This window comes from Psychromonas sp. MME1, from assembly GCF_041080865.1.
GTDB lineage: Bacteria > Pseudomonadota > Gammaproteobacteria > Enterobacterales > Psychromonadaceae > Psychromonas.
The window spans coordinates 784,111-797,218 of the sequence record NZ_CP160906.1; the positions used below are offsets into that span (position 1 = coordinate 784,111).

The window sequence follows — 13,108 nt, forward strand, 5'->3', positions numbered from 1 at the left end:
TCTATGACTTGGCAAATTATGCAGCTATTGCCAGATTGTTTAGATGATCCCGATTTTTCGCCTTTACTGCATTACCTTGAAGACGACACACAGCTACGCAAACGCTTTCAACTGAGCCAGAAAATAGCCGACATTTTTGACCAATATTTAGTCTATCGTCCACAGTGGATAGAAGCATGGGAAAACGCATCTGAGCAACAGTTTAGTGGTTGGTCTGTGGAAAGTGATAACGCTGTGCCACGGTGGGTGGGAGAACAACTTTGGCAGGCTAAATTGTGGAAAAAGTTAGCGCAACGTATTGAGCAGGCTTTTATTCATCAAGGTAAGGCTTATCATCGCGCCGGGCTTTATAAAGATTTTTTAACTCAGTTAGAAGAGCAAAAATCATTGCCCCATCTGCCTAAACGGATTTTTGTGTTTGGTATTTCTGCACTGCCTGATTCCTATTTGCAAGCATTACTGGGACTGGCAAAACATTGTGATGTGCATTTTTTATTAACTAATCCCTGTCGTTACTATTGGGCTGATATTGTAGATCCTAAATTATTAGGTAAACGCTTCGCGCAAAGTCGTCCGAAATTAACCGTTGCACAGGGCAATCTAAAAAGCTTGCCTGATTCTAGTTGGCAAAAGGATAGCAGCCACTTGCAGTGGGCGATGAGTGGTGATCCAGAAAATGAAGTGGGTAACCCTTTGCTTGCATCGATGGGCAAAATGGGACGTGATTTTTTATATCAACTCTACTCCCTAGAGCAGCAGGAGATCGATGCTTTTGTCGATATTGAAAGAGATTCTCTACTGCATTGCATTCAAGCTGATATTTTGGCGTTACAGGACAGTAGTCGCGCTTTAGATAGCGATGTGTCACAACGACAAGTTGTCCGCAGTGATGATCAATCTCTGACCATTCATATTGCCCACAGCATGATGCGCGAAGTGGAAATTTTACATGATAATTTATTGGCGATGTTTAGCGCTGACAAGCAGCTAACGGGTAAAGATATTATTGTTATGATGCCAAATATTGACCTCTATGCACCCTATATCCAAGCTGTTTTCGCCAGTGTAGAACACAATCGTTATATCCCTTTTACTATTTCCGATGTCAGTGCGCAGCAAGAAAACCCTATTTTAGTTAGCTTTTTACAGTTATTAAATCTTAATCAAAGTCGTTATACACGTGAGGATATTTTTGCATTATTAGAAGTGCCGACTATTTTACAACGTTTTAAAATAACGCAAGATGAATTTATCTTGTTACAAAAGTGGGTCAATGACAGTGGTATCCGCTGGGGACTGGATGAAAAAAGTGCCAGCCAATGGCAATTGCCAGAGTTACCACAAAATAGTTGGATGTTTGGTTTAAAACGTATGTTGCTTGGCTATGCGATGAGTGATGATATGTTTGCTGAAATATCTCCCTTTGATGAAATTCAGGGGTTACAGGGCGATCTGCTAGGCCGTTTTATCGACTTTATCGATGCATTGATGGCGTTACAAACGGGCTTGTTGCAATCTCACGATGTTGGCCAGTGGCAAACTTTTGTATATCAATTAATTGAGACTTTTTATCTTGAAGATGAAGAGAACAGTGAGCTGTTGTCACTTATCCGTGAGCAGATGGATAATCTATTAATTCACACACAACAGGCCGATTTTTCGCAGCCATTATCATTATTTGTATTAATTGATTACCTGCAGAACAATCTTGCGGCTCAGTCTAATAGCAAGCGCTTTTTAACTGGACAGGTTAACTTTTGCACCTTGATGCCGATGCGTTCTATTCCCTTTAAAGTAGTTTGCTTATTGGGCATGAATGACGGTCAATATCCACGTAATATCGTCCCAATGGGATTTGATTTGATGGCAGGTCATCGTTATAGGGGGGATCGTTCCCGTCGTGAAGAAGATCGCTACCTATTTTTAGAAGCGTTACTGTCTGCGCGAGATAAGCTCTATATCAGTTATATTGGTCGTGATATTAATGATAATAGTGAACAGATGCCATCGGTCTTGCTTTCTGAATTATGCAATTATTGTCAGCAAAGTTATCTGTTAGCCGAAAATGTTAATGATAGTTGTGTCGTTGCAGAGCAAGCATTACGTGCTTTCATCGAGCACCGTTATCCCATGCAGAGTTATAGTGACCGTTATTATCAAGATGGATTAACCACCTATAACCAGAATTGGTGGCAAGCAGCTTCACTGGCACAAACACTTGCAATAGAAACAACCGATAGTGATTTGTCGTCGACCTTATTACCGCTGGATGAACCGCTAATCGATATTCAATTAAGTCAGTTACAGCAGTTTTTTAGACACCCTTGTAAGGCATTTTATAATCAGCGTCTCGATGTCTATTTTGAAATTGACGAGAGCGAACAGGATAATGATGAGCCATTTGAATTAAATCACTTGCAGCAATATCAACTTAAAAAATTACAGTTTAATTGTGCCTTAGAGGGGCGCTCTTTAGAGGAGCTATTTGTTGAAATTAAAGCAACGGGGGAGTTACCTATTGCTGAATTTGCTCCCTTGGTTTTCAACAAAGATTTGCAGAGTATGGTCGACCTTGCTGACCTCATCGCTAGTTATTTTATCGGTGAAATTGAGACCATCAACGTCGACATTCGTTTTGCACAGAAACGTTTGTTGGGTGAACTAAATGACCATTGTGAGAATGGCTTAGTACGGGTTAAAACTGGCAATGTTAAAGGTAAAGATATTTTAGCACTGTGGATTGATCACCTCTGTTACTGTATCGCCCATAGTCAAAATCTTAACTCTAGTCTATTTGGGCAAGAGAGTGGTATCTATTTTGAGGAGGTTACTTCTGATTATGCTTATCAAAAATTAAACGATCTGATCGCGATATATGAAACAGGTTTACAGCAACCATTACCCTTCTTTGTACAAAGTGCCTTTGCTTGGAGTTGTGTCGTACATTCATTACAACCTGATTGTTTTATTCTCGATGATGTTAGCTTTGCAACTAAGGAAGCCGCACAGCAGGCAGCACGGGAAATTTTCGCGAATACTCGTGGTTTTGCCGAGGGTGATGATCCCTATATCCAACGTTGCTTTGATAATTTAGAGGATCATTGGTTGGAGTTTGAAAGAGTAGCGATGCTGCTATTTAAGCCTATTATGGTTAACATCAGCACCATTGAATATGATCAATGGCAGGAGCAAGTACAATGAGTGAATTGACGATTACCCCATTAAATGCGCTTACTTTTCCGCTGTATGGACAACGTTTGATTGAAGCTTCTGCAGGGACTGGGAAAACCTATACCATCGCCAGTTTATTTATCCGCTTATTGCTCGGGCATGGCCAAGAGAACAGTCATCAAAGCCCTTTGACTGTTGATAAAATATTAGTGGTGACCTTTACCGATGCTGCAACGGCTGAGTTACGTTCGCGTATTAGAGAGCGTATTGTCGAGGTGCGTTTAGCGTTTTTACAGGGCAGTAGTGACGATCCATTCATTCAAACATTGATTGCAGAGAGTGAAGAGTTGCAGGTGGCGATCCGTCTCTTACGTTTTGCTGAATTACAGATGGATGAAGCGGCTATTTACACTATTCATGGTTTCTGCCAACGCATGTTGATGCAAAATGCCTTTGAATCGGGATCTCTTTTTGAGCAAAATCTATTAGAAGACGATAGCGCGCTATTGACGCAAGCCTGTAATGACTTTTGGCGTAGCCATTTTTATGATCTATCAACGCCGTTAAGTATGCTTATTTACAGCTATTGGAAAAATCCTTCAGAATTAAAAGCACAATTAATGCCTTTTTTAGCACGTCAAGATGTGCAGTTTATACCGCATATTAGCAATTTTGATTTTAGAAGGAAGTATCTTGAAGGGCTGACTGCAATTGCAATGCTAAAAAATGCTTGGCTAGAAAATGTAGAGGATCTATTTGATATTATTGACCATTCCGATGTCTCCAAGCGTAGCTATACCAAGAAAAATTTACCCGCATGGATAAATGAAGTGAGCGATTGGGCAGAGCAATCGAGTGAAACGTTAACCTTACCTAAAAACTTACATCGATTTTCCCAGAAAACCCTTGATGAAAAAACGCCCAAAGGAGCTGTGCCTAAACACGCCGTCTTTACGCAAATAGAAGCGTTGCTTGAGGTTGACCTCTCCTTACAAAATACCTTACTGATCAAAGCGACATATTGGGTGCGAGACCATCTGCAAAAAAGTAAACGTGCGCAAAGTTTACTTGGCTTTGATGATCTACTAACACGCTTAGATGAGGCGTTACAACGATCCGCTAATGGACATCTGGCAAAACATATTAAGACGACCTATCCGGTAGCCTTGATTGATGAATTCCAAGATACCGACCCCGTACAGTACCGTATTTTCCAAACGATTTATCAACCAGAGAGTGATCAAGAGACGGCCGATAAAAGTGCGGGATTATTTATGATCGGCGATCCTAAGCAGGCGATTTACAGTTTTCGTGGTGCCGATATTTTCACCTACATGCAGGCAAGAAAAAATGTGACTGCGCACTATAGCCTCGATTATAACTATCGCTCCACAGCGGAGATGATTCATGCGGTCAATGCGTTTTTTGAATTTTCACCTTCGCCATTTATTTATAATGATGATATTCCCTTTGTCGCGGTTAAAGCGCCGAACAAAGCACGGACAACATTACATATTAATAATGACGATGATTTTGCGCAAACAGCGATCCAGTTTTTGCATCTTGTTGGTGGCGAAAATACGCAAGGTTTTAAAGACTCTATAACGATTGCCTGTGTTAATGAAATAAAAAAAATCCTGCTGTTAGCACAACGTGGTGAAGCCTACTTAGAGGATGCCAATGGGCAAAAAAGACCATTACGTGCCAATGACATCGCGATTTTAGTGCGTACGGGGAAAGAAGCCGCACAGATCCGCAAAGCCTTGATTGATGAAAATATTAACAGTGTCTATTTGTCGCTCAAAGAGAGTGTTTATGCAACGCCCTTAGCGGCGGATCTATTACGTATTTTACAGGCCTGTTTACAACCCGAAAATGAACGTCTTTTACGCAGTGCTATTGCTTGTAAATTATTCGCGCTTAACCTTGTGCAAATTCATCAATTGCAACGTAATAGTCAATTATGGGAAGAGAAGATCACACAGTTTATCGCCTATCGAGATAGTTGGAACAAAGTCGGGGTATTGGCGATGTTGCACAAACTTTTTCATGAGCAGGGGATCACTGCCCATTTACTTTCTACTGCTGGTGGCGAGAGAGAGTTGACGGATCTTCTACACCTTGCTGAATTATTACAAAAAAACAGTGTTGAATATGATGGTCATTTTGCTTTACTACGCTGGTATGGCCAACAGATTAATCGGGCTAATGGGGCGCAAAGTGAGCAAAAGCAACGCCTTGAAAGTGAAAAGGACCTACTGCAAGTAAGCACCTTGCATAAATCTAAAGGATTGGAATACAACATTGTGTTTATGCCTTATGTGGGGTTACAGCCAAGCAGTGGTGAATGTCTTTACCATGATCCCGAACAGCACGGGCAACTCTTTTATGATCTCAATAGCAGTCATGCGCACATGGTATTAACGGATAAAGAGCAATTAGCAGAGCAGCTGAGGTTATTGTACGTGGGATTAACGCGCAGTGTTTATCGCTGCTATCTCGGCATTGCCAATTATAAAAAGGGCAACGCTAAAAATAGCCCACTGACAAAAAGTGCTTTGGGTTATATCTGTCTGCAGGGGGCGAAGGATCTCTTAGCGGGGGATACCGATAAGTTACAAGCACTACTCGATGATTTAACGCGAACTTCCGATCATATTGCGACTCGTCCAGCGCCGAGTGCAGAAGAGGTGAGTTATCAACAACAACAGCCATCGACTCATTTACAGCAGCCGCCTATTTTTAAAGGTAACATCGAAAGAAATTTTTACATTAGTAGTTATTCGGCATTATCACGCCAACACAGCACGGTTGCGCAGGATGTGCAGAGTGCAACTGGGGAGTCTGTTGCGGTGATGGACCCCATCAAAAGCCCGTTTACCTTTCCGAGGGGGGCAAAACACGGTAGTTTTTTACATTATCTATTTGAGTTAATAAATTTTCAGGAAAGCGATAGTAGCCATTTGCATGCTGTTATTGATGAACAATTACAACTACATCTGTATAATCACGCTGAATTATGGACGCCTATTCTAACCACTTGGTTTGAACAAATTCTGCACCAGGAGTTACTCCCTGTACAGGGGCTGACATTGAGTCAGTTAAGTGCGCCGCAAATCAAAGTTGAGATGCAGTTTTTCATAAACATGCAATTATTGCATGCGCGAGATGTGAATAAAATTATCCAACATTTTGATCCACTTTCAGCTCGTGCCGGTGATTTACAATTTGCTAGCGTGCAAGGCTTTATTAAAGGTTTTATAGATCTAACCTTTGAGTTTCAAGGGAAATATTATCTGCTCGATTATAAATCTAATCACCTTGGTGATACTTTGCAGTGCTATAGCCAAGAGGCTATGGAGCTGGCTATGATAGAGCACCGTTATGATTTCCAGTATCAATTATATACTTTGGCATTACATCGTCTGCTGAGGTCGCGCTTACCAAATTATGATTACGAAACACATATTGGTGGTGTTTTTTATACCTTTATTCGTGGTATGCAGGGCGATAATCACTATGGCGTCTATTTCAATAAACCCAGTTTTGCCTTGATTGATGGGCTAGATAAATTATTTTCGGGGCAGACATTGCCAGCTCTAATAGAGCCAACCTTGTCATCGGAGTCACTATGTTAAGCGTACTAAAACAATGGAAAGAACTAGGGTTGTTACGTGCTATTGATTACCACTTTGGCAAATTCATTCATGATATAGGTGGAGATAACCTCACCACCTTATGTGCCACTTTATGTAGTGACCATTTAGGGCTCGGTCATATCTGTTTGCCACTAGATATGGTTGTGCAACGGGTAAATGAAAAGTGTTTAAGTAGTGATATCAACCTACAACAATTTTGTCAGGATCATAATATTGAATCTCTGCTGCATAACGACCAAGAAATGCACGCATTGTTGATGGAATCCCCCTGTATTGGTGATGCGGCTCCCTTGCAGTTACAATTTAATGCCTTGTATTTAGCCCGTTATGCTCAATTTGAACAGTTAATTGTAGATAAATTTTTGTATCAACCAAAAATTGTTTTACACGGCGATATAAAAACGTATTTAGACGCTTTGTTTAACATTAATTACGCTTATCTTTGGCAAGCATGGTGTGCAGATAAGAGCCAATCAATCGCTCGGTTATGTGAAACTTATTTAGATATATTGCCGGACAATATTTTAGATTGGACAAAGATAGAAGCCGTTTTTACAGAAGCGAAGGGCTGTGATGATTTACAGGCACTGGATAAACTCATTGCTGATACTGATCGCTGTGATTGGCAAAAGGTGAGTGCAGCGTTAGCATTAACCTCCGCCCGTTGCGTTATCTCTGGCGGCCCCGGGACGGGCAAAACGACGACGGTGACGAAGTTATTGGCGTTGTTATTACAAGTACAACCGCAAATGGTCATAAAAATGGTTGCACCAACGGGAAAAGCTTCGGCGCGATTAACTGAGTCGATTTGCCATGCTGTCGATGACCTTGATATTGATGAAAAGATCAAAGCATTGATTCCTCGTGAAGCAACCACTATCCATCGCCTATTAGGTGTGCAAGCTAATAGCAACCATTTTCGCCATAACAGTAGTAAAAAATTGCATCTAGATTTATTGCTGGTGGATGAAGCTTCGATGGTTGATTTACCTCTGATGGCTAAGCTATTAATGGCACTTCCCGACCATGCGCGTTTAATTTTATTAGGCGATAAAGATCAATTAGCTTCGGTTGAAGCGGGGGCTGTTTTAGGTGATATTTGTTCTTTTATCGAGTCAGGCTATAGCAATGAAAAAGCGCAGCAACTTGCGCAGTTAACGGGGTTTAGCACATTACAAACGCAAACTCAAAGCGTTGCTAATATGGCAGATAATCTCTGTTTATTACGTAAAAGTTATCGCTTTGATCAATTTTCTGGCATAGGATATTTAGCCAAAGCGATAAATTCAGGGCGTGTAACTAACAAACAGATATCATCGCTCTGTCATGAATATGCAGATCTTAGCTATTTCCCCAATAATGAATTAAGTTTTGCACAATTAGATGAATTTATTGTGGCGGGTTATCGCCCTTATTTATCCCAATTAGTCGCGATAGGGGAGGCAAATCGAGAGACCGCCAAGACGTTGTTGCACGCTTTTAATCAATTTAAAATTTTGTGTGCCACGCGACAAGGAGAATGGGCTGTTGAAGGTCTTAATAAACGTTGTGAACGGGTATTAATGAAAGCAGGTCTAATAACCTTACCCGTTAATGCAGGTAGCAGTAGTCGAACTGCTTGGTATCATGGACGTCCAATTATGATCACACAAAACAATTATCATTTAGGTCTATTTAATGGTGATATCGGCCTATGTTTAATGGACGATAAACAGCAGTTACGTGTCTATTTTCAGATGAGTGATGGCACGGTTGCTGATTTTCAAACCAGTCGCTTACCGAGTTTAGAAACTGTTTTTGCGATGACGGTACATAAAAGTCAAGGGTCAGAATTTGCACATACACTGTTGGTGTTGCCAGAGACTCATCTTCCTGTTGTTACGCGAGAGCTTATCTATACAGGGGTAACGCGCGCTAAAAAAAGGCTCACACTATTTGCTGATTTAGCATTGCTGGCGAATGCGGTTAAAGATAAAACTCAGCGTTCAAGTCGACTCGTGTCGCGCTTACAAATGTTTGAAAATGATAATTATTAACAATATAAATATGATTTGGGACTACAATATAATAAATAGTAGCTAGCACTGTTATCCTTTTCAGCCCCTATGGAGCGCTAATGAATTTAGATGTTCAAACGCTTTTTATTGCTAACCTTTCTACCTCATTCATTGTCGCTATTTTAATGATAGTGATTTGGAGAACGCAGGAGTATTGTTCTAGCTTAGGTTGGATCTCGTTAAGTTTTATCTGTTTGATTAGTAGTGATTTACTTATTTCATTTGACGACTATTTCCCTTCATTTATTTCAGCCGTTATTGCCAATACTATTTATCTCCTCTGGATAATTTTTTTATGGCAGGGCGTACGTGACTTTCAAGGGTTAGCATTCCCCCTTAAATCAGTTGTACTCTCTCTCGCCGTTTTCATTATTCTATTTAGTTATTATCGCTACATAAAATTTGATGCGAACATGCAAATTGTAGTATTTTCTGGATTTGTTCTTGTCTATTCCATATTGACAATGGCCGTATTATTAAAACCCATTCATAGTAAGTGGCCTGCAACCGAGTATAAATTTACCCTTTGTATTGTGCTGTCGTTTGCAGTAGTGACCCTGTTGCGTATATCGAATGCAGTTATTGATAAAATTAGCCATGAATGGATTAATCGCGATGTGATACAGCAAATATCCATATTAAGTTATGGTCTATATAGTGTCGCCTTTGCGTTAGGTTTTTTGTGGATATTGCAACGACATTTAGCTAAGCAAATAAAAATGCGTGAAGAGGCCTTAAAGGCTGCTTATCTGTTAACCGATAAATTGCGAGAAGAAGCGGAAAGAGCCGCATTACATGATCCCTTAACCTTAGCGGGTAATCGCCGTAAGTTTATTATAAATGCGGATATGGAGCGGGAACGTCATCTTCGTCATCAACATCCATTGTGCCTAGCGTTTATCGATATCGATCGTTTTAAAAAAATAAATGACAAATATGGGCATGATTTAGGTGATAAATTTTTAAAGTCATTGGTTGTCCATTTTAATGATATTCTTCGTAATATGGATATGGTCTATCGTTGGGGGGGGGAAGAATTTATTATTTTATTACCTGAAACCAGCTTGGATAGGGCGCTGGTTGTATGCGAACGTATTCGTGAGGACGTAGAAAAAAATATGGTCGTTGAGCAACATCGCATTACTATTAGTCTTGGCGTCACTCAATTAAGAGCTGCTGAAAGTATTCAAACTATGGTGCAACGTGCTGATGGTTTATTATATAAGGCGAAACAGAGCGGTAGAAATCGCATTATCGGTGAGTAATTATATCCCCTATTTTAATTTTTGAGACCCATATGACTCCTGCAATAGATTATCTTAAAAAGCAACAAATCGACTTTCAAGTACATCAATATGAACACGATAAGAATGGTGAAAGTTATGGATTAGAAGCCGTACAAAAACTACATTTAGATGCGCGGCAAGTCTTCAAAACTTTAGTGGTCTGCTTAGATAATCATCAATTGGTCGTTGCTATCATTCCGGTGGCAAAAAAATTAAGTATGAAATTAATAGCGAAACATTTTATGGTTAAAAAAGCGATGATGGCAGATAAAAACGATGTACTTCGATCGACGGGATATGTATTAGGTGGTGTTAGCCCTTTTGCGCAAAAAAAAAGGATCGTAACGGTGTTAGATGATAGTGCCTTAAATTTTCCTTCAATTTATGTTAGCGCCGGTAAACGAGGCGTTGAAATCGAATTGGCCGCATCGAAACTGCAACAGTTATTAAACGCAAAGTGTGAAGGTATTACCTTGCCATAACAGCAAATCTAAATAAATTGTTTTTATTTTTTCGGTGCCTATTTTTATATGTTAGCATCGCCCCCATCTTGATTGCACTTATTATAGGATTTTTCATGGATCAATTTTTCACTTTATATCTAAAACTCTTTTTTATGATGACTCCCTTCTTTGTGATGTCTGTGTTTTTGACAATGAGTAAAAATCTTAACAAAATTGAAAAGAAAAATGTTGTTTTTAAATCGTCGGTTGCCGTTATCATTACCGGATTAATATTTTTATTATTTGGTAAATATATTTTTAGTATGTTTGGTATTACACTAGAGGCCTTTAAGATTGGTGCCGGTACCGTATTGTTTTTAAGTGCTTTGGATATGATCCGTGGCAATGATGGTGATGATGTGGCGTCTAATAACACCAAAAGAGGCAGCGACTTTGCGATTGTCCCCTTGGCGATACCGAGCACTATCGGCCCCGGGATGATCGGGGTATTGATGGTTATTGGTGCCGAATTACAAGGCATTTACGATATTCTTGTCGTTGTCGTGGCATTGCTTGCCGCTGTCTTTTCTCTTGCGGGGGTTTTGCTCGTATCCAATAGATTACAAGATTTAATGGGTAAGCAAGGTTTAGAAATTTTACCTAAAATAACGGGATTATTTGTTTCCGCGATCGGCGCGCAAATCGTTTTTTCTGGTATAAAAGGTTTTTTGTTTTAACTGAATAACGGCATCATTAAATTAAAAATGCGTTTAACAATGCATAAATTTAGCCTTCTAGCCCATTCCTATATTTGCTTAGTAGTCACCACAAAAGGGTAATAAATAGTGTTTATAAGGGCTAAAATGTCAACTAAATATATAAAATGAAAGGTGGGAACAGTGAAACTGTGCCCAAGAATACACATTTGCCTTGGTGTAAAACTCGACTAACCCGTAAACAGTGTTTATAATAGCGCGTCTTAAAATTCATCAATCAAATAAACTTTAAGTAGTCAAACAGCGAGCCATCTGAAATAATTCATCATTGCTCTTGAAATTTCTTTATTAATCCCAATTAATAAAGTCTTAAGATAACTTAAAAATTAACGTAAAAGATAAAGGAAATAAAATGCAAGTTTCTGTTGAGTCAACACAAGGTCTAGAGCGCACGCTAACTATTACTGTTGCTGCTGACGTATTTGAAAAAGAATATGATGGCCGAATCCGTCATTTATCAAAAACACAACGTGTTGATGGTTTCCGTCCAGGTAAAGTTCCTGCATCTGTTATTGCTAAACGTTTTGGCCCGGCAATTGAGCATGAAGTTGCTGGTGACGTGATGCAACGTAATTTCTTTGAAGCGGTAGTTGCGGAAAAATTAAATCCAGCTGGTGCCCCTAAAGTTGCGCCAAAAGCACGTAAAAAAGGTGAAGAATTTGTATTTACTGCAACTTTTGAGGTTTACCCTGAAGTTGAGTTAAAAGCATTAGAAGAGTTATCTATCGAAAAAGTGACTGCAGAAGTAACTGACGCTGATCTTGATAAAATGATTGAAACTTTACGTAAACAACATGCAACTTGGAGTGTTGTTGAACGTGAAGCCGCTGATAATGATCAAGTAAGTATTGATTTCGAAGGTTCAATTGATGGCGAACTTTTCGAAGGTGGTAAAGCTGAAGGTTTCCAAATTGTACTTGGTAGTAAACGCATGATCCCTGGTTTTGAAGATGGAATCGTTGGTAAAAAAACGGGTGAAGAGTTTATTATCGATGTTAACTTCCCAGAAGAATACCATGCAGAAAACCTTAAAGGTAAAGCAGCACAATTTTCTATTAAATTAAATAAAGTTGAAGAGCAGGTGTTACCTGAAATTACAGCTGAATTTGTGCAAAAATTTGGTGTTGAAAATGGTGAAATTGATAGCCTGAAAAGCGATGTTAAAAAGAACATGGTTCGTGAATTAGAGCAATCTCTTAAAAATGAAGTAAAAAATGCGGTATTAGAAGCGCTTGTTGAAGCGAATGAGATTGAAGTACCTAAAGCATTAGTTGAAGGTGAAGTGAACGTACTACGCAAGCAAGCTATGGAGCGTTACGGTCAGCAAATGGATCCTAAAAACATGCCTGAGTTACCTGCTGAACTGTTTACTGCGCAAGCAGAAAAACGTGTTAAAGTAGGCCTATTACTAGGTGAACTTATCAAGGTTAATGATTTAAAAGTTGATCAAGATAAAGTAACAGTGTTAATTGAATCTGCTGCATCAGCTTACGAAAACCCAGCTGAAGTTGTTGAATACTATAAAAACAATAAAGAGATGATGCAAAATATTGAAAATGTTGCATTGGAAGAGCAAGCTGTTGATTTTGTAGTAGAAAAAGCTAAAGTAACAGAAGTGAACAAATCGTTCGACGAAGTTATGAATAAAACAGTTGCTTAATAGCCTGCTGTCTATTTTATGTAGTGTTTGATTTCAATGGCTCGTGTGATCTCACT

The 13,108-nt window shown here is 39.5% G+C and carries 7 protein-coding genes; all 7 read left to right on the forward strand.

Translation table 11 applies throughout. The features are described 5' to 3' along the window. The first annotated feature begins 18 nt into the window (after positions 1–18). The 7 genes from recC (at position 19) to tig (ending at position 13,052) form a co-directional block, all read left to right on the forward strand. Positions 19–3,201, forward strand: a complete 3,183-nt coding sequence (gene recC / locus AB2N10_RS03775; protein WP_369434340.1) for an exodeoxyribonuclease V subunit gamma — start codon at positions 19–21, stop codon at positions 3,199–3,201. After that, positions 3,198–6,809, forward strand: coding sequence for an exodeoxyribonuclease V subunit beta (gene recB, locus AB2N10_RS03780; RefSeq protein ID WP_369434341.1), 3,612 nt, complete (start codon positions 3,198–3,200; stop codon positions 6,807–6,809). Before recC ends, recB begins: the two co-directional genes overlap by 4 nt. Further along, complete coding sequence (gene recD, locus AB2N10_RS03785; protein WP_354625516.1) at positions 6,803–8,866, forward strand: exodeoxyribonuclease V subunit alpha; 2,064 nt, start codon at positions 6,803–6,805, stop codon at positions 8,864–8,866. The genes recB and recD overlap by 7 nt, the downstream gene beginning before the upstream one ends. Positions 8,867–8,946: 80 nt before the next feature. Beyond that, entirely contained in the window at positions 8,947–10,152 is a 1,206-nt protein-coding gene (locus AB2N10_RS03790; RefSeq protein WP_369434342.1) for a GGDEF domain-containing protein, read from the forward strand. Positions 10,153–10,184: 32 nt separating this feature from the next. Continuing rightward, entirely contained in the window at positions 10,185–10,655 is a 471-nt protein-coding gene (gene ybaK / locus AB2N10_RS03795; protein ID WP_354625519.1) for a Cys-tRNA(Pro) deacylase, read from the forward strand. A gap of 95 nt (positions 10,656–10,750) precedes the next feature. After that, complete coding sequence (locus tag AB2N10_RS03800; RefSeq protein ID WP_369434343.1) at positions 10,751–11,353, forward strand: MarC family protein; 603 nt, start codon at positions 10,751–10,753, stop codon at positions 11,351–11,353. A gap of 391 nt (positions 11,354–11,744) precedes the next feature. Then, positions 11,745–13,052, forward strand: coding sequence for a trigger factor (tig, locus tag AB2N10_RS03805; protein WP_354625522.1), 1,308 nt, complete (start codon positions 11,745–11,747; stop codon positions 13,050–13,052). The last annotated feature ends 56 nt before the right edge of the window (positions 13,053–13,108 follow it).

Bases quoted from the DNA above. Each gene is read 5' to 3' on its own strand.
- recC (WP_369434340.1), top strand. From the start codon at position 19: ATGCAGCTATTGCCAGATTGTTTAGATGATCCCGATTTTTCGCCTTTA.
- recB (WP_369434341.1), top strand. From the start codon at position 3,198: ATGAGTGAATTGACGATTACCCCATTAAATGCGCTTACTTTTCCGCTG.
- recD (WP_354625516.1), top strand. From the start codon at position 6,803: ATGTTAAGCGTACTAAAACAATGGAAAGAACTAGGGTTGTTACGTGCT.
- AB2N10_RS03790 (WP_369434342.1), top strand. From the start codon at position 8,947: ATGAATTTAGATGTTCAAACGCTTTTTATTGCTAACCTTTCTACCTCA.
- ybaK (WP_354625519.1), top strand. From the start codon at position 10,185: ATGACTCCTGCAATAGATTATCTTAAAAAGCAACAAATCGACTTTCAA.
- AB2N10_RS03800 (WP_369434343.1), top strand. From the start codon at position 10,751: ATGGATCAATTTTTCACTTTATATCTAAAACTCTTTTTTATGATGACT.
- tig (WP_354625522.1), top strand. From the start codon at position 11,745: ATGCAAGTTTCTGTTGAGTCAACACAAGGTCTAGAGCGCACGCTAACT.